The organism is Aureimonas sp. Leaf454 (assembly GCF_001424685.1).
Lineage (GTDB): Bacteria > Pseudomonadota > Alphaproteobacteria > Rhizobiales > Rhizobiaceae > Plantimonas.
Genome location: NZ_LMQT01000003.1, coordinates 45,629 through 69,327, shown reverse-complemented (window position 1 = coordinate 69,327; position 23,699 = coordinate 45,629). Strand labels below are relative to the sequence as shown.

24 protein-coding genes are annotated in these 23,699 nt (G+C 66.4%); 9 read left to right on the top strand and 15 right to left on the bottom strand.

Going from position 1 to position 23,699, the window contains the following annotated elements:
- Positions 1–88 precede the first annotated feature (88 nt).
- Positions 89–2,662: a PAS domain-containing sensor histidine kinase gene (locus tag ASG43_RS06060; protein WP_244487999.1), complete on the top strand. Its 2,574-nt coding sequence runs from the start codon at positions 89–91 to the stop codon at positions 2,660–2,662.
- A 4-nt stretch (positions 2,663–2,666) separates the two neighbouring features.
- Here the strand turns inward: ASG43_RS06060 and ASG43_RS06055 are convergent, their stop codons facing one another.
- Positions 2,667–3,617 carry a pseudouridine-5'-phosphate glycosidase gene (locus tag ASG43_RS06055; RefSeq protein WP_056501771.1) on the bottom strand — a complete coding sequence of 317 codons (951 nt, stop codon included), beginning with the start codon at positions 3,615–3,617 and terminating at the stop codon, positions 2,667–2,669.
- Positions 3,618–3,632: 15 nt separating this feature from the next.
- Positions 3,633–4,583, bottom strand: coding sequence for a carbohydrate kinase family protein (locus tag ASG43_RS06050; RefSeq protein WP_056501767.1), 951 nt, complete (start codon positions 4,581–4,583; stop codon positions 3,633–3,635).
- A 141-nt stretch (positions 4,584–4,724) separates the two neighbouring features.
- On the opposite strand from ASG43_RS06050, the gene recA reads away from it, so the two are divergent.
- Together recA and alaS are read left to right on the top strand one after the other, a co-directional pair.
- Positions 4,725–5,792 (top strand): recombinase RecA, encoded by a 1,068-nt coding sequence (gene recA, locus ASG43_RS06045; protein WP_056501766.1) that lies wholly within the window; start codon positions 4,725–4,727, stop codon positions 5,790–5,792.
- 413 nt (positions 5,793–6,205) lie between these two features.
- Entirely contained in the window at positions 6,206–8,869 is a 2,664-nt protein-coding gene (gene alaS, locus ASG43_RS06040; protein ID WP_056501763.1) for an alanine--tRNA ligase, read from the top strand.
- A gap of 50 nt (positions 8,870–8,919) precedes the next feature.
- Here the strand turns inward: alaS and ASG43_RS06035 are convergent, their stop codons facing one another.
- Both ASG43_RS06035 and ASG43_RS06030 read right to left on the bottom strand, forming a co-directional pair.
- A complete protein-coding gene (locus ASG43_RS06035) occupies positions 8,920–9,294 on the bottom strand; it encodes a PRC-barrel domain-containing protein (RefSeq protein ID WP_056501760.1) in 375 nt (124 codons plus the stop codon).
- Positions 9,295–9,606: 312 nt separating this feature from the next.
- On the bottom strand, positions 9,607–10,818 hold the full coding sequence (locus tag ASG43_RS06030) for an NADP-dependent isocitrate dehydrogenase (protein WP_056501757.1): 1,212 nt from the start codon (positions 10,816–10,818) through the stop codon (positions 9,607–9,609).
- 232 nt (positions 10,819–11,050) lie between these two features.
- Between ASG43_RS06030 and ASG43_RS06025 the strand changes: the two genes are divergently transcribed.
- The 6 genes from ASG43_RS06025 (at position 11,051) to ASG43_RS06005 (ending at position 15,587) form a co-directional block, all read left to right on the top strand.
- Complete coding sequence (locus ASG43_RS06025; RefSeq protein WP_056501756.1) at positions 11,051–11,824, top strand: RNA methyltransferase; 774 nt, start codon at positions 11,051–11,053, stop codon at positions 11,822–11,824.
- Complete coding sequence (gene murI / locus ASG43_RS06020) at positions 11,821–12,603, top strand: glutamate racemase (protein ID WP_056501753.1); 783 nt, start codon at positions 11,821–11,823, stop codon at positions 12,601–12,603. Before ASG43_RS06025 ends, murI begins: the two co-directional genes overlap by 4 nt.
- A gap of 131 nt (positions 12,604–12,734) precedes the next feature.
- On the top strand, positions 12,735–12,893 hold the full coding sequence (locus ASG43_RS22035) for a YqaE/Pmp3 family membrane protein (RefSeq protein WP_082490675.1): 159 nt from the start codon (positions 12,735–12,737) through the stop codon (positions 12,891–12,893).
- Between the two features lie 217 nt (positions 12,894–13,110).
- Positions 13,111–13,728 carry a 30S ribosomal protein S4 gene (gene rpsD, locus ASG43_RS06015; protein ID WP_056501752.1) on the top strand — a complete coding sequence of 206 codons (618 nt, stop codon included), beginning with the start codon at positions 13,111–13,113 and terminating at the stop codon, positions 13,726–13,728.
- A 195-nt stretch (positions 13,729–13,923) separates the two neighbouring features.
- On the top strand, positions 13,924–14,751 hold the full coding sequence (gene ttcA / locus ASG43_RS06010) for a tRNA 2-thiocytidine(32) synthetase TtcA (RefSeq protein WP_244488003.1): 828 nt from the start codon (positions 13,924–13,926) through the stop codon (positions 14,749–14,751).
- A complete protein-coding gene (locus ASG43_RS06005; RefSeq protein WP_056501746.1) occupies positions 14,748–15,587 on the top strand; it encodes an inositol monophosphatase family protein in 840 nt (279 codons plus the stop codon). The genes ttcA and ASG43_RS06005 overlap by 4 nt, the downstream gene beginning before the upstream one ends.
- Positions 15,588–15,673: 86 nt before the next feature.
- Here ASG43_RS06005 and ASG43_RS06000 read toward each other — a convergent pair whose 3' ends face one another.
- From ASG43_RS06000 to purC, 11 genes are all read right to left on the bottom strand, one after another.
- Positions 15,674–15,940 carry a hypothetical protein gene (locus tag ASG43_RS06000; protein ID WP_056501744.1) on the bottom strand — a complete coding sequence of 89 codons (267 nt, stop codon included), beginning with the start codon at positions 15,938–15,940 and terminating at the stop codon, positions 15,674–15,676.
- 110 nt (positions 15,941–16,050) lie between these two features.
- Positions 16,051–17,331 (bottom strand): multidrug effflux MFS transporter, encoded by a 1,281-nt coding sequence (locus ASG43_RS05995; RefSeq protein ID WP_056501951.1) that lies wholly within the window; start codon positions 17,329–17,331, stop codon positions 16,051–16,053.
- 197 nt (positions 17,332–17,528) lie between these two features.
- Positions 17,529–17,876, bottom strand: a complete 348-nt coding sequence (grxD, locus tag ASG43_RS05990; protein ID WP_056501742.1) for a Grx4 family monothiol glutaredoxin — start codon at positions 17,874–17,876, stop codon at positions 17,529–17,531.
- A gap of 44 nt (positions 17,877–17,920) precedes the next feature.
- Complete coding sequence (locus ASG43_RS05985) at positions 17,921–18,127, bottom strand: hypothetical protein (protein ID WP_056501740.1); 207 nt, start codon at positions 18,125–18,127, stop codon at positions 17,921–17,923.
- A gap of 59 nt (positions 18,128–18,186) precedes the next feature.
- Complete coding sequence (locus tag ASG43_RS05980; RefSeq protein ID WP_056501737.1) at positions 18,187–18,420, bottom strand: BolA family transcriptional regulator; 234 nt, start codon at positions 18,418–18,420, stop codon at positions 18,187–18,189.
- A gap of 100 nt (positions 18,421–18,520) precedes the next feature.
- Complete coding sequence (gene purL, locus ASG43_RS05975) at positions 18,521–20,734, bottom strand: phosphoribosylformylglycinamidine synthase subunit PurL (protein WP_056501735.1); 2,214 nt, start codon at positions 20,732–20,734, stop codon at positions 18,521–18,523.
- A gap of 76 nt (positions 20,735–20,810) precedes the next feature.
- Positions 20,811–21,263 (bottom strand): hypothetical protein, encoded by a 453-nt coding sequence (locus tag ASG43_RS05970; RefSeq protein WP_056501732.1) that lies wholly within the window; start codon positions 21,261–21,263, stop codon positions 20,811–20,813.
- Entirely contained in the window at positions 21,256–21,675 is a 420-nt protein-coding gene (locus ASG43_RS05965; RefSeq protein ID WP_056501729.1) for a hypothetical protein, read from the bottom strand. Before ASG43_RS05965 ends, ASG43_RS05970 begins: the two co-directional genes overlap by 8 nt.
- Positions 21,672–22,352, bottom strand: a complete 681-nt coding sequence (gene purQ, locus ASG43_RS05960) for a phosphoribosylformylglycinamidine synthase subunit PurQ (protein WP_056501726.1) — start codon at positions 22,350–22,352, stop codon at positions 21,672–21,674. Before purQ ends, ASG43_RS05965 begins: the two co-directional genes overlap by 4 nt.
- A 64-nt stretch (positions 22,353–22,416) precedes the next feature.
- Positions 22,417–22,659, bottom strand: a complete 243-nt coding sequence (gene purS / locus ASG43_RS05955) for a phosphoribosylformylglycinamidine synthase subunit PurS (RefSeq protein WP_056501722.1) — start codon at positions 22,657–22,659, stop codon at positions 22,417–22,419.
- A gap of 73 nt (positions 22,660–22,732) precedes the next feature.
- A complete protein-coding gene (purC, locus tag ASG43_RS05950; protein WP_056501720.1) occupies positions 22,733–23,497 on the bottom strand; it encodes a phosphoribosylaminoimidazolesuccinocarboxamide synthase in 765 nt (254 codons plus the stop codon).
- Positions 23,498–23,699 lie beyond the last annotated feature (202 nt).

Below are 23,699 nucleotides of genomic sequence, written 5' to 3'. Positions count from 1 at the left end.
CGGCCTTCGCTACAGGAGGGGACTGCCGCCAATGCCGGCGCGGTCGCGTCCCGAGCCGGCGGAAAGCCGGTTGAGAAAAGGACGGGACGTGAGCCGCCTGGGAACGGGACTGACTTCGATGACGAACGGAACGGCCGCAAGCCCGACGGACAAGCCGCTGATCGACCGGACAACGGGCGCCCGCAACGTCCGGCGGCTGCTGGTCCTGTGCGGCGCCGTCTTCTTTCTGGCCGCCTTCCCCGCTCTCCTGGGCCACACCTACGGCGGCAAGCTCCTGCTCGCGATCTTTGCCCTCTTGGCGATCGTCGGCGTCGTCGTCGTCTTCGCCGCGGCGCTCGGCCTGGTGTCCGTCGCCGGGCAGCCGGGCCAGGGCAGCATCGCCAACGACTTCCTCGACACGCTCGACGTGGGAACGCTGATCGTCGACCGACGCGGGCGCATCGTCTACGCCAACACCGCCTATGGCCGAACGGTCGGCGCGAGCGATCCGGCAGAGATCCGGACGATCGAGCGGCTTCTCTCGCGAGAGCGCGAGGCCTCGGAAGCGATTTACCGCCTGGCCAATCTGGCGCGCGACAACCGCTCCGGTCAGGAGGAATTCCGTCTACCCCGCAGTCTGGCCGATGCCGGCGACCCGGCCCCGCGCTGGTACCGGGTGTCCGTTCGACCGCTCGGCACCTCGCCGAACGGCCTCCATGCATGGCAGATCGCCGACGTCACCGCGGAACGGGACGATCAGGAAACCTTCTTCCAGGACCTGCAGCACGCGATCGACTATCTCGACCATGCGCCCGCCGGCTTCTTCGCAGCGGATGCCGAGGGGCGCATCGCCTATATCAACGCCACGCTCGCCGACTGGCTGGGCGTCGATCTCGTCTCGTTCCGGCCCTATGCGCGGGCGATCAGCGAATTCGCCGCGGGCGGGGACGCGGCTCTCCTCTCGACCAGCACCGGCGCGACCGACCCCGATGCCGTCAGCGTCGTCGATCTCGATCTCGTGCGCCAGGACGGCGATCGGCTCCCCGTGCGGCTCCTGCGCAAGACGGGCCTTCTGCCCGACGGCGCGCCGGGCCTGTCGCGCACCATCGTCCTCCAGCGCAATCTCGATGCGACGGGCGCCGGCGCCCTCGATGCCGCCGAGGTCCGCTTCACGCGCTTCTTCAACTCCTCGCCCATGGCGATCGCCGCGCTGGGCGAGGACGGCCGCGTCCTGCGCGCCAACGCGGCCTTCGCGCGCATGTTCGGCCAAGCCGCGGCCGGCGGCCTGCTCTCGGTCGGCGAGGCCGTGCGCGACGATAGCCGCGACGCGCTGCGGCAGGCGCTCCTGGCGGCCGGTCGGCAGGAAGCCGGCATTCCCGCCGTCGACGTGGATCTGGCGGGCGAGCCGGTCCGCTGCGCGCGTCTCTACATCAGCGCGACCGGCGAGGCCGGCAGCGGATCGGGCGACACCGCGATCCTCTACGGCGTCGACATCACCGACCAGCGCTCGCTGGAGGAACAGTTCGCCAAGAGCCAGAAGATGCAGGCCGTCGGCAATCTCGCCGGTGGCATCGCGCACGACTTCAACAACGTCCTGACGATCATCACCGCCTCGGTCGACTTCCTGCTGCTCAACCACCGGTCGGGCGATCCGTCGTTTCAGGATCTCCTGCTCATCAAGCAAAGCGCCAATCGCGCCGCCTCGCTCGTGCGCCAGCTCCTGGCCTATTCTCGGCGCCAGACCATGCGCCCGAAGATGCTGAACCTCACCGATGTCATCGCGGACATGCACCTTCTCCTGAAGCGCATCTCCGGCGACCTCGTGAAGCTGGAGCGGCACCATGCGCGCGATCTCTGGCCGGTCATGGCCGATATCGGCCAGTTCGAGCAGGTGATCACCAATCTCGTGCAGAACGCCCGCGATGCCATGCCGGACGGGGGGCGGATCCAGATCTCGACCCGCAACGTCTCCGATGCCGAGGCCGCCCGCTTCGGCTATGCGGAAATGCAAGGGGGCGACCATGTTCTCGTCGAGGTCATGGATTCGGGCACCGGCATGCCGGCCGACGTGGCGGAGCGCATCTTCGAGCCCTTCTTCACGACCAAGGAGATCGGCAAGGGAACGGGTCTCGGCCTGTCCATGGTCTACGGGATCGTGAAGCAGTCGGGCGGTTTCATCTTCGTCGATTCCAAGCTCGGGCAGGGCACGACGTTCCGGATCTTCCTGCCGCGGCACATTCCGCTCGAACTCCCCGTCGCCAAGGCCGAGCCGAGCCTCTCGGCCGAGCAGGCGGCGGCGAAGGCCGATCTCTCCGGCACCGCCTCGATCCTCCTCGTCGAAGACGAGGACCATGTGCGCGCCGGCAACGTCCGGGCCTTGAAGATGCGCGGCTACGAGGTCCACGAAGCCTCGTCGGGCGTGGAGGCCCTGGAGGTCATGGAGGAGATCGGCGGGCGCATCGATCTCGTCGTCTCCGACGTCGTCATGCCGGAGATGGACGGGCCGACGCTGCTCCGCGAGATGCGGGCCAAGCGCCCGGACCTCAAGTTCATCTTCGTTTCCGGCTATGCCGAGGATGCCTTCGCGAAAAATCTGCCGGAGGGCGAGAAGTTCGGCTTTCTCGCCAAGCCCTTCTCGTTGCGCGATCTCGCGATCGCGGTGAAGGACATGCTCGACGAATAGGCGATCAGCGCGCCGCACCGTCCTCGGACGCGTCCCGGGCGGTCTCCTCCGCCAGCGCCCGCGCGATGGCCGCGGCGAGCCGCGCGTTGGATCGGACCAGCGCGATGTTGGTTTCGAGCGATCGGCCCTCGCTCAGCTCGAAGATCCGCTGGAGCAGAAACGGCGTCACCGCCTTGCCGGCGATGCCCTTGCGATCGGCGTCGCCGAGCGCGTCGGCGATCCACAATTCGACGATTCCGGCCTCGATTTCGTCCTCGACCGGCACGGGATTGCCGACGAGCATGCCGCCGCCGAGCCCGATCCGCCGGCGCATGTGCTGAAACGCTGCGATTTCGCCGGCGGTGTCGAGCCGGAGCGGCGCGGGCAGCCCCGAGATGCGCGACCAGAAGGCGGGCCAGTCCGAACTGCCGTAGCCGACGACCGGGACGCCCTTGGTTTCCAGGACTTCCAAGGTCTTTCCGATATCGAGGATCGCCTTGGCGCCTGCGGACACGACGATCACCGGCGTCGACGCGAGCTCGTCGAGATCTGCCGATATGTCGAAGCTCGAGCCCGCCCCGCGATGGACACCGCCGATGCCCCCCGTCGCGAAGACGCCGATGCCGGCCAAAGCCGCCGCGATCATCGTCGCCGCCACCGTCGTGGAGCCCGTTCGACCGGTCGCCATGGCGAAGGCGAGGTCCGCGCGGGAGAGCTTCATCACGCCGGCGGCCCTGGCGAGCGCCTCGATCTCGCGATCCTCCAGTCCGACGCGGAGAGACCCGTCCACGACCGCGATCGTGGCGGGTTCGGCGCCTTCCTCGCGAACGAGCGCCTCGACCGCCCGCGCGGTTTCGACATTCTCGGGATAGGGCATGCCGTGCGTGATGATGGTGGATTCCAGCGCGACGACGGGGCGGCCCGCGGCCAGAGCGGCCTCGACGCGAGCGGAAGGGCGATAGGGTCTGGCGGACATCGGTCCGTCCTTTCTTCAAACGAGATGAGCGGCGCGATGAGGTGTCATGGCCTCCGCCACCGAGACGATCGCTTCGACGAGGCCGCCGGAGCCTTCCGGCTCGGCCGAGATGCGACGGCTGGCGGCGGCCATGCCGAGGCGAACCGCCCGATCGAAGGACATGCCCCCGACATAGGCTTGGAAGGCGACGCCGGCCAGCGTATCGCCCGCCCCGGTGACATCGCGCAGGGACGCGACCGACGGGGGCGCCTGGAGGCGCACCGAGCCGGCTTCGAGGATCGCGGCCTCCTGCGGACCATCCGTGATGACGGCGCGATCGGCGCCCATCTCGCCGAGGAGACGGGCCAGGCGGACGACATCCGTCGACGCCGTCATCTCCACGAGCGCGGCCGCTTCCGCGCGCGACAGGAAGACCGCCGACAAACGCTTCAGATGACCCGAAAGGTGACCGGCTTTCGCCGGCGAGACGGCGATGGCGGCCGTCGGACGTCCGTGAAAACGCTCTAGACATCCGCCGATCGTCTCCTGCGACAGGTTGGCGTCGAGCATCACGGCATCGCAATCCTCGGCGGCGGCGCGCAGCTGTCGCTGTCGCAGCACGCGCTTGCCAAGAAGCTCGTAGATCGCCATGTCCGCGACGCCGGCGACGAGATCGCCGCGGTCGTCGAGGATCGCGGTATAGGTCGCCGTGGAGCGATCCAGCCAGACGAAGGAATGATCGAAGATGCCGGCCGCGTCGAGCGCTTCTTCGACCCGTTCGCCGGCCGCGTCGCCGCCGCGCGCCGAGCAGAGCCGAACCGTCGCGCCGAACCGGCGCATCGCCAGCGAGGCGTTGAGAATCGATCCGCCGACGGTCTCCGTCACGATGCCGGGGTTGGATGCGCCACGTCGGAACGGGACGAGGGAGCGGGCGCGCCGATCCAAATGGGCGGCACCGATGGCAAGAACTCGGACGGGACGCGTCATGGAAGGCAATCCTCAAACGAACGGCTGAAATGCGAACAAAGAGTGATCGAAGGCCTTGTGAGATCGGAACAAAACGCGTACATGCTGTTCAACGAAGCCGCAATTGCACCGTTGCACCGCGCGTGGAATAAGGACGCTCCCATGGCACAGAAGTCGCTCAGGCTGGTCGAGGATACGTCGTTGGACAAGAACAAGGCGCTCGACGCCGCGCTTTCGCAGATCGAACGGGCCTTCGGCAAGGGTTCGATCATGCGTTTGGGCGCAAATGATAAGGTCGAAGTGGACACGGTGTCGACCGGGTCGCTCGGCCTGGACATGGCCCTGGGCATCGGCGGCCTGCCGCGTGGGCGAATCGTCGAGATCTACGGACCGGAAAGCTCGGGCAAGACGACGCTCGCGCTCCACACGGTGGCCGAGGCTCAGAAGAAGGGTGGTATCTGCGCCTTCGTCGACGCGGAGCATGCGCTGGACCCCGTCTACGCCCGCAAGCTGGGGGTCGATCTCGAGAATCTCCTCATCTCGCAGCCCGACACGGGCGAGCAGGCCCTCGAAATCGTCGACACGCTGGTGCGGTCGGGCGCGATCGACGTTCTCGTCATCGACTCGGTCGCGGCCCTGACGCCGCGCGCTGAGATCGAAGGCGAGATGGGCGACTCGCTCCCGGGCATGCAGGCCCGCCTGATGAGCCAGGCGCTCCGCAAGCTGACGGGTTCGATTTCCCGTTCCAAGTGCACGGTGATCTTCATCAACCAGATCCGCATGAAGATCGGCGTCATGTACGGTTCGCCCGAGACGACGACCGGCGGCAATGCGCTGAAGTTCTATGCCTCGGTTCGTCTCGACATCCGTCGCACCGGATCGATCAAGGATCGCGACGAGGTCACGGGCAACCAGACCCGCGTCAAGGTCGTGAAGAACAAGCTCGCGCCGCCCTTCAAGCAAGTCGAGTTCGACATCATGTACGGCGAGGGCGTCTCGAAGACGGGTGAGCTCGTGGATCTCGGCGTCAAGGCCGGCATCGTCGAGAAGTCCGGCGCCTGGTTCTCCTACAACAGCCAGCGTCTCGGACAGGGTCGTGAGAACGCCAAGCAGTTCCTGCGCGACAATCCCGACGTAGCCAACGAGATCGAGACGACGATCCGCCAGAATGCGGGCTTCCTGGCCGAGCAGCTGCTCGAGACGGGTCCGGCCGAGGACGATGCCGAGTAAGCTTCATCTGGAGCGGGGCGGTCTTTTGGCCGCCTCGACCATCTCGACAACGAAAGACGGCGTCCCGCCCGCGGGGCGCCGTCTTTCGTTGATGTGGCCTGCGACGCCGGACGGAGAGGACCGTGCTCCTCGGATGCGCCGGCGCGTTCGGGGGGCCTGCGGCGGATGGTCAGCGGCGGATGTCGCCGGAGCGAGGACGAGAGCCGTCTCGCTGATGGACAGGCTTTGTCGCCCCGGCTAAAACGCGTTCGCCGTCGGGGCGGCGGGGGCGTTCCATCCGATGGGACGCCGATGCCCTTTCCTTTCGGCTGGCGCCGGGTGGTCCCGGTGCCGCAGTCTTGCCCGCGCTTCCGGACATGTCCCGCTTCACAACGGGAAGCGGTGGTGCATCAGAATCTTGCGAAGGTTGTCTCATGAGCGGCGTGAACGAAATCCGGTCGGCGTTCCTTCAGTATTTCGCCAGGAACGGGCATGAGCCCGTCGCCTCGTCGCCACTGGTCCCGCGCAATGACCCAACGTTGATGTTCACCAACGCGGGAATGGTGCAGTTCAAGAACGTCTTCACGGGCCTCGAAAGCCGGCCTTACCGCCGGGCCGCGACCTCGCAGAAATGCGTCCGCGCCGGCGGCAAGCACAACGATCTCGACAATGTCGGCTACACCGCCCGGCATCACACGTTCTTCGAGATGCTCGGCAACTTCTCCTTCGGCGACTATTTCAAGGAGAACGCGATCGAGTTTGCCTGGACGCTTCTCACGAAGGAATTCGGGCTCGCCAAGGACAAGCTGCTCGTCACGGTCTATCACGACGACGACGAGGCGGCGTCCTTCTGGAAAAAGATCGCAGGCCTTTCCGACGACCGGATCATTCGCATCGCCACGTCCGACAATTTCTGGTCGATGGGTGAAACGGGTCCCTGCGGGCCGTGCTCGGAGATCTTCTACGATCACGGCGAGAGCATCTTCGGGGGTCCGCCCGGCAGCGCGGATGAGGACGGGGATCGATTCATCGAGATCTGGAATCTCGTCTTCATGCAGTTCGAGCAGATTTCCGCGTCCGAGCGCGTCTCGCTGCCGCGGCCTTCGATCGACACGGGCATGGGCCTCGAACGCGTGGCCGCCGTCCTGCAGGGCGTGCACGACAATTACGACATCGATCTCTTCAAGTCGCTGATCCGGGCGTCCGTCGAACTGACGGGCGTCGCGGCCGAGGGCGAGAACCGCGCCAGCCATCGCGTCATCGCCGATCATCTGCGCTCGTCCGCCTTCCTGATCGCCGACGGCGTCCTGCCGTCGAACGAGGGGCGCGGCTATGTCCTGCGCCGCATCATGCGTCGGGCCATGCGCCACGCCAAGATGCTGGGGGCGCGCGAGCCGATCCTCTACAAGCTGCTGCCCGTCCTCGTCGCCGAGATGGGCCGCGCCTATCCCGAACTCGTGCGCGCCGAGGCGCTGACGGCCGAGACCTTCAAGCTCGAGGAGAAGCGCTTTCTGCAGACGCTCGATCGCGGCCTGACGCTCCTCACCGAGGCGAGCGAGACGATGGGCGCGGGCGACAAGCTGCCCGGCGAAACCGCCTTTAAGCTCTACGACACCTATGGTTTCCCGCTCGACCTGACGCAGGACGCCCTGCGCCAGCGCGGCATCGAGGTCGATGTCGACGGTTTCCGCACGGCGATGGAGAAGCAGAAGGCGGAGGCGCGGGCGAGTTGGGCGGGCTCCGGCGAGACCGCGTCCGAAACGGTCTGGTTCCAGATCCGCGATCGCGTGGGGGCGACCGAGTTTCTCGGCTACGACACCGAGAAGGCCGAGGGTGCGGTCGTGTCCCTCGTGAGCGACGGCGTTGAGGTTGCCGAGGCCGGCTCCGGGTCCGATGTTTCGATCGTCCTCAACCAGACGCCCTTCTACGCGGAGTCCGGTGGTCAGCTCGGCGACACCGGCACGATGCGCGGCGAGGGCGTCCGGATCGAGGTGACGAACACGCAGAAGATGGCCGGCGGCCTCTTCGTGCATCGCGGGCGCGTCGTCGACGGCGCGTTGAAGGTCGGCGCGGCGCTGGAGCTCGACGTGGATCACGGGCGGCGCACGAAGATCCGAGCGAATCATTCGGCGACGCATCTTCTTCACGAAGGCCTTCGCGAGGTGCTGGGCACCCATGTCGCGCAGAAGGGTTCGATGGTGTCCCCGGAGCGTCTGCGCTTCGACTTCTCGCATCCAAAGCCCCTCGACGTCGCCGAACTCGCCCGTGTCGAACAGCTCGCCAATGCGATCGTGCTCCAGAACACGCCCGTCCAGACGCGCCTGATGGCGGTCGACGACGCGATCGCGGAAGGCGCCATGGCGCTGTTCGGCGAGAAGTACGGCGACGAGGTCCGCGTCGTCTCGATGGGTCTCAACGAGGATGGCGACAAGGCGGGGCGTCCTTACTCGATCGAGCTGTGCGGCGGAACGCATGTGCGCGCGACGGGGGACATTGGTCTCGTCCACGTGCTCGGTGAGAGCGCGGTCGGTGCCGGCGTCCGCCGCGTCGAGGCTTTGACGGGTGCTGCCGCGCGCGATCATCTGATCGAACAGGACGGTCGCGTCCGCCGCATGGCCGCCGCGTTGAAGGTCGGGCCATCGGAGGTGGCGGAGCGGCTGGAGGCGCTGGTCGAGGAGCGCAAGCGGCTGGAGCGCGAACTGGCCGAGGCCAAGCGCAAGCTCGCCATGGCCGGCGACGGCACCGGCGGCGAGGGCGCCACGTCGGCCCGCGACGTCGGGGGCGTGAAATTCATCGGCCGCGTGCTCGACGGCGTCGGCGCGAAGGACCTGAAGGGTCTCGTCGACGATGCCAAGGCAGGGATCGGCTCGGGCGTCGTCGTCTTCGTCGGCGTCGCGGAGGGCAAGGCGAGCGTCGTGGTCGGAGTGACGCCGGATCTCACCGCCCGTTTCGACGCCGTCGCTCTCGTGCGTCAGGCCAGCGAGGCGATCGGTGGAAAGGGCGGCGGCGGCCGACCCGACATGGCCCAGGCGGGCGGTCCGGAAGCGGCGAAGGCTGCCGACGCCGTCGCCGCCGTCGAAGCGGCCTTGGCGGCCTGAGAGCGGAGCAGACCGTCCGGCGCGGCGACGCGCCGGACGGTCAAGATGTTTTAGTCGTCGTAGACCGGTAGGTTCGCGACGGCCGCAGGCTCCAGCGCGAGCACGAGCTTGATTCCGTCGAGCTTCAGGCTGTCGAGCGGAACGACCCGGTCCTCGCGCCCGAAAACGTTTTCGTCGTCGAAATCGACGGCGACGGCCGTCGCCGCATCGGCCGTCGTTCCGAGAACCTCCTCGATATCGCCGATCTTCTGTCCCGCGCCGTCGTAGATGTCGAGGTCGTCGAGGGCATCGGCCGTCCCGTTGATCATCGGGATCATGGTCGCGTCGGACACTTCGACGAGGGTCTGCGTCTGCGCCACGGCTGCGGTCGCACCGACGAGGCCCGTCGCGAGGAGGGCGGCGGCGAAAAGATGGCGGTTCGTCATGAGATGTTCGGCTCCTGATCGCGATCGCGGAACGCGTCGCGTGAGCCTACCCAATGTTCGTAGACCGAACGGGTTTCATAAAATCACGATCGTTTCGGCGTCAGATCGTCGAAGGTTTCTCCGCGTTCGATCCGATCGGGACACCGGCGCCCTTTGTCCGAAACCGCTTCGCGTGCGGCGGTCGCGGTTCTCGAAGTCGCAGGAGACCGTCCAACGAAAGACGGGACGCGGAGCCTTTCGGCATCCGCGTCCCGTCGGTCGACCCATCGATGAGCCGGGCTATCGCAGCGCCGCGGCGCTGCCCAGTTCCTGTCAGCCCATGGCCTTCTTCAGGTTCTCGTCGATCTTATCGAGGAAGCCCGTCGTCGAGAGCCAGGGCTGATCGGGACCGATGAGGAGGGCCAGATCCTTGGTCATGAAGCCGGCCTCGACGGTGGAGACGCAGACCTTCTCCAGCGTGTCGGCGAAGCGCTGCAGCTCGGCGTTTCCGTCGAGCTTGGCGCGATGGGCGAGACCGCGCGTCCAGGCGAAGATCGAAGCGATGGAGTTCGTCGAAGTCTGTTCGCCGCGCTGGTGCTGGCGGTAGTGGCGCGTCACGGTGCCGTGCGCGGCTTCCGCCTCGACCGTGTTGCCGTCCGGCGTCATCAGGACCGAGGTCATGAGGCCGAGCGAGCCGAAACCCTGCGCCACCGTGTCGGACTGCACGTCGCCGTCGTAGTTCTTGCAAGCCCAGACGTAGCCACCCGACCATTTCAGCGCGGACGCCACCATGTCGTCGATCAGGCGGTGCTCGTAGGTGATCCGGGCCTCCTTGAACTTCGCCTGGAATTCCGCCTCGTAGACCTCCTGGAAGATGTCCTTGAAGCGACCGTCATAGGCCTTGAGGATCGTGTTCTTGGTGGAGAGATAGACGGGATAGCCGCGCAGCAGGCCGTAGTTCAGCGACGCGCGGGCGAATTCGCGGATCGACTCGTCGAGATTGTACATGGCCATCGCGACGCCCGAGCCGGGTGCGTCGTAGACCTCGTGCTCGATGACCTCCCCATCGTCGCCGACGAACTTGATCGAGAGCTTGCCCTTGCCGGGGAACTTGAAGTCGGTCGCCTTGTACTGGTCGCCGAAGGCGTGGCGGCCGACGATGATCGGCTTCGTCCAGCCGGGAACGAGGCGGGGCACGTTCTTGGCGATGATCGGCTCGCGGAAGATGCAGCCGCCGAGGATGTTGCGGATCGTGCCGTTCGGCGACTTCCACATCTTCTTCAGCGAAAATTCCTTCACCCGATCCTCGTCGGGCGTGATCGTGGCGCACTTGACGCCGACGCCGTGCTTCTTGATCGCGTGAGCCGCGTCGATCGTCACCTGGTCGTCGGTGGCGTCGCGGTTCTCCATCCCGAGATCGTAATATTCCAGATCGATATCGAGATAGGGATGGATCAGCTTGTCCTTGATGAACTGCCAGATGATCCGGGTCATCTCGTCGCCGTCGAGCTCCACGACCGGGTTGTCGACCTTGATCTTCGCCATCGGATGCCTTTCCTGACCTCTGGGCGATCCGGGTGCCTCGGATCGCGACTTTTTTCGGGGCTGGCGCCCGCGTGAACCGTTGTCGGCTATAGCATCGCCATGCGCGGACGCAAGGCGAGCGCGCCGATCCCGGCGTTTCATTCGCTGCAAAGCAGCATTCCACCGGACGCCGACCTCTTGGCCGGCGCCGAACGAAGCGCTACAGCCGCATCGATCAGAAGGGATGAGAGACTTGGCCGGCACGAACCGCAGCGACATCAACCTGGCCGAGGGGCCGGCGATCATTCTCTGCGAGCCGCAGCTCGGGGAGAATATCGGAATGGTGGCGCGGGCCATGGCGAATTTCGGCCTGTCCGATCTGCGCCTCGTCAATCCGCGCGACGGCTGGCCGAGCGACCGCGCGCGGGCCGCCGCCTCGCGGGCGGACCACGTCATCGATGCCGCGCGGCTCTACGGGACGACGGCGGAGGCGGTCGCCGACCTCACCTATGTGCTCGCCACGACGGCGCGGCCGCGCGACAGCCTGAAGCCCGTGCGGGGGCCGGAGGAGGCCGGCGCGGAGCTTCGTGCGAGGCTGACCGCAGGGCAGGGCGCGGGCATCCTGTTCGGGCGCGAGCGTTTCGGCCTCAACAACGACGAGATCGGGCTTGCCGACGAGATCGTGACCTTCCCGGTCAATCCCGCCTTCGCCTCGCTCAACATCGCGCAGGCGGTGCTGCTCATGAGCTACGAATGGATGAAGTCGGGCGGCACCGGCGGTCCGCGCTTCTCCGCGCCGGAGGTTGCACCGGCGGACAAGGAAGACCTGCAACATTTCCTCGACCATCTGGAGGGCATGCTCGACGCCGCGGGCTATTTCCATCCGCCGGAGAAGCGCCCCGCCATGTCGCAGAAGGTCCGCACGATTCTCACCAAGACGGCGCTCAGCGAGGGTGAAGTGCGCACCCTGCGCGGCATGCTGCGCCATCTGGAGCGCCAGCTCGACCATGCGGGGCGCAAGCGTTGAGCGAGCGCCCGGTCCTTCTCTTCGATTCCGGGATCGGCGGGCTGACGGTCCTGCGCGAGGCCCGCGTGCTCATGCCTGAACGCCGCTTCCTCTATGTCGCGGACAACGCGGCGTTTCCTTACGGGAACTGGGAGGAGGAGGGGCTTCGAGCGCGGATCGTCGACCTTTTCGGGCGCCTCATCGCCGAGCACGATCCGCTGCTGTGCATGATCCCCTGCAACACGGCCTCGACGCTCGCGCTCGGCGATCTTCGCGCGGCCTATCCGGACATGGGCTTTGTCGGCACCGTGCCGGCCATCAAGCCGGCGGCCGAGCGCACCCGGTCGGGTCTCGTCTCCGTCCTGGCGACGCCTGGCACCGTGAAGCGGCAGTATACGCGCGATCTCATCACCCAGTGGGCCTCGAAGTGCCATGTGCGGCTCGTCGGCAGCGTGGAACTCGCGGGGCTGGCCGAGACCTACATGCGGCATGGCTTCGTGGAAGAGGACGCCGTTCGCTCCGAGATCGAGCCGTGTTTCGTCGAGCAGGACGGGCGGCGGACGGATATCGTGGTGCTGGCCTGCACGCATTATCCGTTTCTGGTCAATCGCATGCGCAAGACGGCGCCGTGGCCGGTCGACTGGCTGGATCCGGCCGAGGCGATCGCCCGACGGGCGCTGGCGCTGCTGCCGCCGAGCGGCGATCCGGTGGCGACCGGACCCGATCGGGCGATCTTCACGGCGGGACCCGCCGATGCCGCGACACGCTCGCTGATCCGCGGCTTCGGCCTCTCGGTCTGATCGTCCGATTTCGACGTCCGCCCGTCAGTCCTTAGGCCGCGGAATCGTCGTCGAACGGGAACAGGCCCAACCGTCTCGCGTTGCGGCTGCGAACCGTCTACCCATCGGCGCCCGAGCGCCCCGGAGCTTCCATGGATCTCATCCGCATCATCATCGCCATCTTCCTGCCGCCGGTCGCCGTGTTCACGCAGGTCGGCCTCGGCAAGCATTTCTGGATCAACCTGCTCCTGACGCTGCTCGGATGGCTGCCGGGCGTCATCCACGCCTTCTACGTCATCGGCAAATACTGAGCCGAACGCCCGCTCGGGTTGACAGGCGCACCGTCCGTCCCTAATGAAAAACGCAACCGGCCGCGCTGACGAAGCGCGGCCGGTTTTCAACGTTCCCCGTGGTTCTCCCCGCATCGCGCGTCGGAGGGCCTGTCGGTTCGCCAGCGGCGAGCAGAGGAGGGTGCGTTTATCGGCCCGTCGGAATGGTCCGTCCGGGCGAACGCAAGGGAAAACCGCGATGACGAAGCGCGCAGAGTCGAAGTACAAGATCGATCGCCGCATGGGCGAGAACATCTGGGGCCGTCCGAAGTCCCCGGTGAACCGTCGCCAGTACGGCCCGGGCCAGCATGGCCAGCGCCGCAAGGGCAAGCTGTCGGACTTCGGCATTCAGCTCCGTGCCAAGCAGAAGCTCAAGGGCTATTACGGCGACATCTCCGAGAAGCAGTTCCGCAAGACCTACGAAGAGGCCGCGCGCCGCAAGGGCGACACCTCCGAGAACCTGATCGGTCTCCTGGAGAGCCGTCTCGACGCGATCGTCTATCGCGCAAAGTTCGTCTCCACCCCGTTCGCCGCCCGTCAGTTCGTGAACCACGGTCATGTCAACGTGAACGGCGTGCGCACGAACATCGGATCCTATCTCTGCAAGGCCGGCGACGTCATTGAGGTCCGTCAGAAGTCCAAGCAGCTGACCGTTCTGATCGAGGCGACGCAGCTCGCAGAGCGCGACGTTCCCGACTACATCGAGGCGGATTACTCCAAGATGGTCGCGACCTATGTTCGCGTTCCGCATCTGGCCGACGTGCCCTATGCCGTGCAGATGGAACCGAACCTCGTCGTCGAGTTCTACTCGCGCTAAGGTCCGGCCCTGTCCCGACGAACGAAAGGCCGCCTCGTGCGGCCTTTCGCGTTTTCAGCATCCACGCAGCGGGGCATCGGCGGCGGACGTTTTGTCTTCGCGTCGCGGATCCTGTAGTGCGGGCACGACCGCTCGGAAGAGGATTCCATGCTCGACGACATCCGTCCTGACGCCGTGGATGCGGCGGAACCCGACATGGAGTCCGGCGGCGCCCATCCGCTTCTGCGCACCGCGCCGGACTCGGTGTCGTTCCGCAAGTTGCGCAAGCGGCTCCTCCGGCAGGTGCGCGAGACGATCTCGGCGAATGCCATGGCCCGGCCGGGCGCGCGCTGGCTCGTCGGCATCTCGGGCGGCAAGGATTCCTACGCACTTCTGGCGCTGCTGCACGATCTGAAATGGCGCGGCCTCCTTCAGGTCGATCTCCTCGCCTGCAATCTCGATCAGGGGCAGCCGGGTTTTCCCCAGCACATCCTGCCGGACTTTCTTTCCGCGCACGGCATCCCCCATCGCATCGAGTATCGCGACACCTATTCCATCGTGACGGAGAAGGTGCCGGCGGCCGCGACCTATTGCGCGCTCTGCTCGCGGCTGCGGCGAGGGCATCTCTACCGCATCGCGCGGGAGGAGGGCTGCGAGGCGCTGGTGCTTGGGCATCATCGCGAGGATTGCCTGGAAACGTTCTTCATGAACCTCTTCCACGGGGGGCGGCTGTCGGCCATGCCCGCGAAGTTCCTCAACGACGAGGGCGACGTGATGGTGCTGCGGCCGCTGATCTCCTCGGCCGAGGACGATATCGGCAGGTTCACCGCGGCGCTCGGCTTCCCCATCATTCCCTGCGACCTCTGCGGCAGCCAGGACGGCCTTCAGCGCAACGCGACGAAGGCGATGCTGGCGGAGATGGAAGCGCGCTTCCCCGGCCGCAAGGAGACGATCTTCCGCGCCCTGTCGCACGCCCATCCGAGCCACCTGCTCGACCCCAAGCTCTTCGACTTCGCTTCTCTCTCGATCGGAACCCGCCCGTGACCGCCTTCGACATCGATCGGCTCTGCACCATTCTGCGGGATGCCGCGCGCGCCGAGATCATGCCGCGCTTTCGCAGACTGGCGGAGGGAGACGTCCGGCAGAAGACGTCGGCCATCGATCTCGTGACGGAGGCCGACGAGGCGGCGGAGCGGGCGATCAAGGCCTCCTGCGCGATGGCGTTCCCGACGGCGGCCTTCATCGGCGAGGAATCGGCCGCCGCCGACCCGTCGGTCCTGAGCGCCGTCGGAACGGCCGATCTCGCGATCGTCGTCGATCCGATCGACGGAACGGCCAATTTCGCCGCCGGCGCGCCGATCTTCGCCGTCATGGCGGGCATCGTGGCGAAGGGCGAGACGATCGCGGGCGTCATCTACGATCCGCTCGGAGACGATTTCCTCATCGTCGAGCGAGGCGCCGGCACACGGCTTCGGCGGGCGGACGGGTTCGAGCTCGCCATGCAGATGGCCCATCCCGTGCCGGTCTCCGACATGGTCGGCTTCGCCTCGACGTCGTCGCTCGAACCGTCCGAGCGGCGCACGCTGCTCGGCAATCTCTCCGGCGTGCGCGTCGTCGGAAACTATCGCTGCGCTGGCCACGAGTACCGGCTCACCGGCACCGGACACACGCATTTCAACCTCTACTTCCGACTGATGCCCTGGGATCATCTGGCCGGGGCGCTGATCGTCGAGGAGGCCGGCGGCTACGTCGCCAAGCTGGACGGATCGCCCTACCGCGCCTCGGACCTCGACGGAGGCCTCCTCTGCGCCCCCGATCGGGACAGCTGGAAGGCGCTGCACGAGACGCTGTTCCAGGGGCGGCTGCAGCGAGAGGGATAGGCTCGAGACCCCATCGAGGTCGCCGTCCGTCGGCGGGCGTGGACGAACCTGCGCCGTCGCCGGATGGGATCCAGGCGCCGCTCGAATCAGACGCTCGCGCCGGTCTCGCGCTCGTTGCGGCGCAACAGTCGGCCCACCCCCAGAAGGAGGATGCCGACCGCGATGGTTGGCTGCATCGTCACCGTTTGTAAGATCGCCATGGCCATGTAGGGGTGGAAGCTGGTGATCACGGCGATGGGCGCGAGACCGAGAACGAAGACGATCCAGCCCACCATCGTCACGACAAGCCCGAGCGAGCGACGACTGAGCCAGATCATTCCGGCGAGGAGCACCACGGCGAAGATCAAGCCCATCGGGTGCTCCATCGCTTCGTTCAGATTGGCGAGTTCGTATCTCGCGGTTCAAGGATGAGTCCAGCGACGGACATGCGCCGTACGCGTCTCTTCGATTCCAATCCTGGGGTCTATTCCGCCGGCGTCTGAGCCTCCGCCTCGGCGATGTGCGGGTGGGGCTCGTTGAGGCGGGCGAAAAACTGGCCCTTCTCGGCGATGAAGACGCAGGCGAGCGAGGAGCAGGAGAGGACGACGAAGCCGAGATAGAGCGGCAGAAGCGTGCCGTCATAGAAGGACCCGATGACGGCGCCGAGAAGGCCGCCGCCGAGCGTCTGAACGAAACCGAGGACCGAGGATGCGGTGCCGGCGACGTGGCCGAGGGGATCGAGCGCCAGGGCATTGAAGTTCGTGCCGATGAAGCCGAACAGGCAGAAGGTCACGAGCATCAGACCGACGAAGAGCGGCAGGGGCATGATCCCGCCGAGCGCGAAGGAGAGGACGAGCTGGATGGCGCTGAGGAAGGCGAAGCCGCAGAGCGCGCCGTGCGACAGGCGCCGCATGCCGATGCGCTCCACGAGCCGCGAATTGGTGAAGGATGCGCCCGCCATGAAGATGGCCGTGGCGGAGAAGTAGAGCGTGAAGGCCGGACCGAGACGGTAGATGCCGGTGTAGATCTGCTCCGCCTGATTGATGAAGCCGAAGAGGACGCCGAAGATCAGGGCCGTCGCGATCGTGTAGCCGAAGGCACGCCGGTTGGTCAGGACGATGCGGAAGGCTTCCGCCGTGCGCTTGACGGTAAGAGGCCGACGATCCTCGGGATGAAGGGTCTCGGGCAGGCGCAGATAGGCCCAGACGAGCACGCCCGCGCCGAAGAGGCCGATCAGGAGGAAGATCTCCTGCCAGGTGCCGTAGTTCATGATGATCTGCCCGACGTTCGGCGCCACCACCGGAACGGCCATGAAGACCATCATGATGAGCGACATGACGCTCGCCATGCGCGGACCGCCGAAGCAGTCGCGCACGATCGAAACGGCGATGACGCGGGTCGACGCCGCTCCGACCCCCTGAAGGGCGCGCAGTGCGAGAAGGACCTGGAACGTCGGAGAGAAGATCGCGGCCAGCGAGGCGAGGACGTAGATGCCCATGCCGACGAAGAGCACCGGACGCCGGCCGAACCGGTCCGACAGCGTGCCGTAGATGATCTGCGCGCCTCCGAAGCCGATGATGTAGGCGGTGATGACGAGCTGGCGCTGGTTTTCCGTCGCCACGCCGAGTTGCGTCCCGATTTCCTGCAGCGAAGGGATGAAGATGTCGATCGAGGCGGCGTTCAGGGCCATCAGGCAGGCGATCATCACGACGAGTTCCCAATAGGGGAGGCTCGACGCAGCGCTGGGGCGTGACGCGTTCGGCATTGTCATCCTTTCCGGGAGATGTCCGAGATAGATCCGCCCGCATGGCCATAGCAAGACCGTCGTGGCATTTTCATCGAACAGTTCGGTTCGATCGGCATCGAGCAAGAGATTGGGCGCAGCCGGAAAAGGTCGAGGGCCCGTCCGATGCCGGACGAGCCCTCGATGGCAGAAAAACGATGGGTCCGTCGCTTGTCGGATTAGCCGTTGGCGGCGACCTGTGCGGAGGTCGAGACGCCCTGTTCCTCGAAGAAGTCCTTCAACTCGCCGGCCTGGAACATCTCGCGAAGGATGTCGCAGCCGCCGACGAACTCGCCCTTGACGTAGATCTGGGGGATGGTCGGCCAGCCGCCATACTCCTTGATGCCCTGGCGGAGCTCATCGGAGGTCAGCACGTTCACGCCCTTGTACTGGACGCCCATGTAATCGAGGATCTGCACGACCTGACCGGAGAAACCGCATTGCGGAAAGCCGGGCGTGCCCTTCATGAAGACCACGACGTCGTTGGTCTTCACCTCGTTGTCGATCCATTCGTTGATGCCGGTCATATCATTCGTCCTCTCGGGCAGCAGGGCGCCAACAGCACCGATGCTCACGCCGTTTCCAAGTTGTCGATCCGCTCATTCCGGTGGATGAGCTCTCCGCGCGTTTCCGCAAGGATATAGGCAAGGGCGGATATCGCGTTCGCGACAGAGGTCAAACGCACTCCCAGCGCACCCAACTTCTGGTCGAATCCGCTGAGCTGACTCCGCATCAGACGAAGCTGCTCAAGGAGGATATTGGCGACGTCCTCTGTCATACCGCCCTGCTGTTCGCCTCGTCTATGTTCCGCTCGCTATCGTGATATCCGTCGCTGTCCTATTTCGGCGCGCTGGTCTGCAATGCGAGCGCGTGCAGGATGCCGCCCATATTGCCCTGCAGTGCCTGATAGACCATCTGGTGCTGCTGCACGCGGGATTTGCCGCGGAAGCTTTCCGCGACGACCTCTGCCGCATAATGGTCGCCGTCGCCCGCCAGATCGCGGATCGTCACCTCGGCATCCGGAATGCCGTCCTTGATCATCTTCTCGATGTCATGGGCGTTCATGGCCATCCCGTGCGGTCTCCTCGATTTCTGTCGCGCCGATCGTTTCGGCCTTGTCGAAGATAGGCGCTTACCCCCGCCCGATCAATCGAGCGGCGGTGCGCGGCGTTCATTCCGCGGCTTCGGCGAGCGTGCCGGACATGTAGTCGGGGAACCAGCTTTCGTGGGCGATCGTGAGATCCGACACGGCGACGGGCGACCCGTCGATGACGAGACGATCCCCGCCGGCCGTGCCGAGACGGCGAAGGGGGATGCCGGACGCCTTGGCCGCCGCTTCCACGCCATCCGCCTTGTCCACGGCGACGCCGACGACATAGCGCGCCTGGTCCTCGCCGAAGAGCACCGCGTGTCGTGGGCCCGAACCGGTGGAGACGACGGCGCCCAAACCGGCGGCCATGCACATTTCGGCCAGCGTCACGGCAAGGCCGCCATCGGAGATGTCATGGCAGGCCGGCGCGGTTCCCGCGCGGATGAGGCCGCGCACGAAATCGCCGTTTCGCTTCTCTTCAGCAAGGTCGACGGCGGGCGGCGCGCCGTCCTCGCGGCCCTCGATCTCGCGCAGGTAGATCGTCGCGCCGAGATGGGTGCCGTCGCGACCGACGAGGAAGAGGACGTCGCCTGAGGTCATGCCGCCGATCGAAGCGGTGCGGCTGCGGTCGTCGATGAGGCCGACGCCGCCGATGGTCGGCGTCGGCAGGATGCCGCGCCCATGCGTCTCGTTGTAGAGCGAAACGTTGCCGGAGACGATCGGGAAGGACAGCGCCGAGCAGGCCGCGCCGATGCCGCCGATGGCCCTGACCAGCTGGCCCATGATCTCGGGCTTCTCGGGATTGCCGAAGTTCAGGTTGTCCGTCGCTGCGATCGGTTCGGCACCGACGGCGGTGAGGTTGCGCCAGCATTCGGCCACGGCCTGCGCGCCGCCCAGATAGGGATCGGCCTCGCAATAGCGCGGCGTCACGTCGGAGGTGAAGGCGAGCGCCTTCGTCGGGTGGCCGTCGACCCGCACGACGCCGGCATCGCCGCCGGGGCGCTGCAGCGTGTTGCCCTGGATCAGCGTGTCGTACTGCTCGAAGACCCAGCGACGCGAGGCGATGTCGGGCGAGCCCATCAGCTTCAGGAGGGTTGCCGCGATGTCGGTCGGCTCGGCGAGGCTGGCCGCGTCGATCGGCGAGCCGACCTTCGGCTCGACCCAGGGACGATCGTATTCGGGAGCCTCGTCGCCGAGCTCCTTGATGGGCAGGTTCGCGACTTCGACGCCTTCGCGCAGGATGCGGAAGCGCAAGTCGTCCGTGGTCTTGCCGACGACGGCGAAATCGAGCCCCCATTTGACGAAGATCGCTTCCGCCACCGCCCGGCGGGACGGCTCCAGCACCATGAGCATGCGCTCCTGGCTCTCCGACAGCATCATCTCATAGGCGGTCATGCCCGCTTCGCGGACCGGCACCTTGTCGAGGTCGAGCTCGATGCCGAGATCGCCCTTGGCGCCCATCTCGACCGCCGAACAGGTCAGTCCGGCCGCGCCCATGTCCTGGATGGCGATGACGGCGCCGGTCTGCATCAGTTCGAGACAGGCTTCGAGCAGGCATTTCTCGGTGAAGGGATCGCCGACCTGCACGGTCGGGCGCTTCTCCTCGATCGTGTCGTCGAATTCCGCAGAGGCCATGGTCGCGCCGCCGACGCCGTCGCGGCCGGTCTTGGCGCCGAGATAGACGACGGGCAGCCCGACGCCCTTGGCTTCGGACAGGAAGATCGCATCGGTCCTCGCGAGGCCGGCCGCGAAGGCGTTGACGAGGCAGTTGCCGTTGTAGCGCGCGTGGAAGTTCACCTCGCCGCCGACGGTCGGCACGCCGAAGGAGTTGCCGTAGCCGCCGACGCCGGCGACGACGCCGGAGACGAGATGGCGGGTCTTCGGATGATCCGGCTCGCCGAAGCGGAGCGCGTTCATGGCCGCGATCGGCCGCGCGCCCATGGTGAAGACGTCGCGCAGGATGCCGCCGACGCCGGTCGCCGCGCCCTGATAGGGTTCGATGAAGGACGGATGGTTGTGGCTTTCCATCTTGAAGACGACGCAGTCGCCATCGCCGATATCCACGACGCCGGCGTTCTCGCCCGGTCCCTGTATGACGCGGGGCCCCGTTGTCGGCAGCGTCTTCAGCCACTTCTTGGAGGACTTGTACGAGCAGTGCTCGTTCCACATGGCCGAAACGATGCCGAGCTCGGTGATCGTCGGCTCCCGGCCGATGAGGTCGAGGAAGCGCTGATATTCGTCCGGCTTCAGGCCGTGGGCGGCGACGAGCTCGGGCGTGATCGCAACATCGGACATCTCGGGAACTCCAGGGGTCTTCCGGGTGCCCGGACCCGCTGATCTCCCGTCAGCCGGTCCTGGCGTCTACAAGGTTTCAGGCCGCGGTCCAGTCGGAGCGTCGGCGGCAGATGGCGGTCTCGGAATCGCGACGCAGGATCGCCGCGTCGTCGGCCACTTGGCTGATGCCGGGCTCGAAGACGCGTCGCTGGAACACGAGCAGCGCATAGGCCTTGCCGGAGCGCAGGCACAGCGCATAACCCGTCTCGGGATCCGCCGTGACGAAGGCCCGCGTCCGCTGGACGTCGCGTCGCTTGAAGACGATGCGGGCGGTGTCGCCGGCATAGGTGATCTCGACCGGGCTCGGGCCGGGCGCGCCGAGATCGGCGACGGGGGCGGGCGCTTCGAAGTCGGCCGGCATGGCCTCGCTGCGGATCTCGAAGGTCCGCACGCCGCCGGTCGCGTAGAGGCATCCCGGCAGGAAAGCCGCCGACAGGAGAGCGGCTGCCGCTAGGCAACGCCGCCGCAGGCGTGCCGCGCGCTCAGGCATCGCAGCGATCGCTGCCGGAGTTCCAGCGCCGGATGTCGCCGCTGAGGCGGGAGGCGAGGCCGGTGCCCATGAGCGGACCGTAGGTCAAGACGTCCCGCGATCCGTCCTGGCCCTCCACGACGAGAAGCGGCTTGGCCTCCATGCGCCCCTTGGGGACCAGGAGGAAGCGGGGCTTGCCGGAGAAGGAGGAGAGTTCCGGCGCGAGACTGTAGGCGCGGAAGGCCGGATCGCCCGACTTGAACCAGCAGCGATTGGCCGCGAGCGTCACGCGCTCCATCCGGTCGAGAGCCGACAGTTGCTTGGCTGCGGGCGCCTGCGTCATGCGCGGCGTGCGGGCCGGGCTGGCGCAGGCGACGAGCCCGAGGGCCAACGCGTTGGCGACGACGAGCGTCGCGACCTTGCCGCGCCTCATGCCGCGAGCCTCGGGACGAGACCGAGCACGCTCTCGAAGATGCCGCGTCCATCGGTGCCGCCGTGCTCGGGCTCGATGAGATTCTCCGGATGCGGCATCAGCCCGAGGACGTTGCCGGCCTCGTTGACGATCCCGGCGATGTCGCGCGAGGCTCCGTTGGGATTGGTGCCCTCGGCATAGCGGAAGACGACCTGTCCCTCGCCGTGCAGCCGCTCCAGCGTCGCATCGTCGGCGAAGTAATTGCCGTCGTGATGGGCGACCGGCGAGCGGATGACCTGTCCCTGGCGATAGGCGGTGGTGAACCGTGTGCCGGCGTTCACGACCTCGAGCTTCACCTCACGGCAGACGAAGCGCAAGGTCGTGTTGCGCATGAGCGCGCCCGGCAGCAGGCCCGCCTCGCAGAGGATCTGGAATCCGTTGCACACGCCGAGGACGGATACGCCCCGGGCCGCCTTCTCCGCGACCGCCCGCATCACGGGCGAGCGCGCGGCGATGGCGCCGCAGCGCAGATAATCCCCATAGGAGAAGCCGCCGGGCACCACGATGAGGTCGACGTCGGGAATGTCGGTGTCGGTCTGCCAGACGGTGGCCGGCGCCGTGCCGGAAATGGTCGTCAGGGCGGCGATCATGTCCCGGTCGCGGTTGAGACCGGGCAGGAGGACGACGGCGGTTTTCATGCTCGGGCGTCTCGCGAAGGGAACGGTGACGACGAAGATGCGAGGGCGGCGAGGCCCGTCGCGCTCAGCGAAGCTCGACCGCGTAGTTTTCGATGACCGTGTTCGCCAGGAGCTTGGCGCACATCTCCTCCAGCTGCGCCCTGGCGGCGTCGGCGTCCGAGCCTTCGAGTTCGACGTCGAAGACCTTGCCCTGACGCACCGAGCCCACGCCGGCGAAGCCGAGGCTGCCGAGCGCACCCTCGATGGCCTTGCCCTGGGGGTCGAGAACGCCGTTCTTCAGCGTGACGTGGATGCGCGCCTTGATCACTGGACCTGCCTGTCTCTGCTATAGACGAGTTTGATACCCGATGCTGGTTGCGACGCGTTTCCGCGCCGCCGCCTTACTTGACCAGCACCGGCCCCGTGGGGCGGGGCGTTTCGTTCTCGTTCATGATGCCGAGACGACGGGCGACTTCCTGATAGGCCTCGACCAGACCGCCCATGTCGCGGCGGAACCGGTCCTTGTCCATCTTTTCCTGCGTCTGGACATCCCAGAGCCGGCACGAATCCGGCGAAATCTCGTCGGCGACGATGATGCGCATCATGTCGCCCTCGTAGAGCCGCCCCGTCTCGATCTTGAAATCGACGAGCTGGATGCCGACGCCGAGGAAAAGACCGGACAGGAAGTCGTTGACGCGAATGGCGAGCGCCATGATGTCGTCGATTTCCTGCGGGCTCGCCCAGCCGAAGGCCGTGATGTGCTCTTCGGAGACCATCGGGTCGTCCAGCGCATCCGCCTTGTAGTAGAACTCGATGATCGAGCGCGGCAGGACCGTGCCCTCTTCGATGCCGAGGCGCTTGGCGAGCGAACCCGCCGCGACGTTGCGCACCACGACCTCGAGCGGGATGATCTCGACTTCCTTGATCAGCTGCTCGCGCATGTTGAGCCGGCGGATGAAGTGCGTCGGGATGCCCATCCGGTTCAGATGGGAGAAGATGTATTCCGAGATCCGGTTGTTGAGGACACCCTTGCCGTCGACGATCTCATGCTTCTTCTTGTTGAAGGCGGTCGCGTCGTCCTTGAAGAATTGCACCAGCGTGCCCGGCTCGGGACCCTCGTAGAGGATCTTTCCCTTGCCTTCGTAGATCCGGCGACGACGTGTCATATACGGTACTCGATCATGAATGAGGGAACGCGCTACCATCGATGCGCGAAGGCGGTCGGTTCTGGCGCGTGCTTAGACCAAACGGCTCGTTTTGCCAATGCTCGCCCCTGTCAAGAGCGTTCGAGCAGTCCTTGTCCACCGTTCAGGTGGCGATCCTCCCTTGCGATGCAAGCCATGTGAATTGCTTTCCGCGTTCCATCGC

What these genes read in the sequence shown, in the direction of transcription:
- alaS (WP_056501763.1), top strand. Translation starts at nt 6,206, where the DNA reads ATGAGCGGCGTGAACGAAATCCGGTCGGCGTTCCTTCAGTATTTCGCC.
- ASG43_RS05965 (WP_056501729.1), bottom strand. Translation starts at nt 21,675, where the DNA reads ATGAGGCGCGGCAAGGTCGCGACGCTCGTCGTCGCCAACGCGTTGGCC.
- rpsD (WP_056501752.1), top strand. Translation starts at nt 13,111, where the DNA reads ATGACGAAGCGCGCAGAGTCGAAGTACAAGATCGATCGCCGCATGGGC.
- ttcA (WP_244488003.1), top strand. Translation starts at nt 13,924, where the DNA reads ATGGAGTCCGGCGGCGCCCATCCGCTTCTGCGCACCGCGCCGGACTCG.
- purC (WP_056501720.1), bottom strand. Translation starts at nt 23,497, where the DNA reads ATGACACGTCGTCGCCGGATCTACGAAGGCAAGGGAAAGATCCTCTAC.
- ASG43_RS05985 (WP_056501740.1), bottom strand. Translation starts at nt 18,127, where the DNA reads ATGACAGAGGACGTCGCCAATATCCTCCTTGAGCAGCTTCGTCTGATG.
- ASG43_RS05980 (WP_056501737.1), bottom strand. Translation starts at nt 18,420, where the DNA reads ATGGCCATGAACGCCCATGACATCGAGAAGATGATCAAGGACGGCATT.
- ASG43_RS22035 (WP_082490675.1), top strand. Translation starts at nt 12,735, where the DNA reads ATGGATCTCATCCGCATCATCATCGCCATCTTCCTGCCGCCGGTCGCC.
- grxD (WP_056501742.1), bottom strand. Translation starts at nt 17,876, where the DNA reads ATGACCGGCATCAACGAATGGATCGACAACGAGGTGAAGACCAACGAC.
- purQ (WP_056501726.1), bottom strand. Translation starts at nt 22,352, where the DNA reads ATGAAAACCGCCGTCGTCCTCCTGCCCGGTCTCAACCGCGACCGGGAC.
- recA (WP_056501766.1), top strand. Translation starts at nt 4,725, where the DNA reads ATGGCACAGAAGTCGCTCAGGCTGGTCGAGGATACGTCGTTGGACAAG.
- ASG43_RS06030 (WP_056501757.1), bottom strand. Translation starts at nt 10,818, where the DNA reads ATGGCGAAGATCAAGGTCGACAACCCGGTCGTGGAGCTCGACGGCGAC.
- ASG43_RS05995 (WP_056501951.1), bottom strand. Translation starts at nt 17,331, where the DNA reads ATGCCGAACGCGTCACGCCCCAGCGCTGCGTCGAGCCTCCCCTATTGG.
- ASG43_RS06035 (WP_056501760.1), bottom strand. Translation starts at nt 9,294, where the DNA reads ATGACGAACCGCCATCTTTTCGCCGCCGCCCTCCTCGCGACGGGCCTC.
- ASG43_RS06050 (WP_056501767.1), bottom strand. Translation starts at nt 4,583, where the DNA reads ATGACGCGTCCCGTCCGAGTTCTTGCCATCGGTGCCGCCCATTTGGAT.
- ASG43_RS05970 (WP_056501732.1), bottom strand. Translation starts at nt 21,263, where the DNA reads ATGCCTGAGCGCGCGGCACGCCTGCGGCGGCGTTGCCTAGCGGCAGCC.
- ASG43_RS06000 (WP_056501744.1), bottom strand. Translation starts at nt 15,940, where the DNA reads ATGGGCTTGATCTTCGCCGTGGTGCTCCTCGCCGGAATGATCTGGCTC.
- ASG43_RS06055 (WP_056501771.1), bottom strand. Translation starts at nt 3,617, where the DNA reads ATGTCCGCCAGACCCTATCGCCCTTCCGCTCGCGTCGAGGCCGCTCTG.
- purL (WP_056501735.1), bottom strand. Translation starts at nt 20,734, where the DNA reads ATGTCCGATGTTGCGATCACGCCCGAGCTCGTCGCCGCCCACGGCCTG.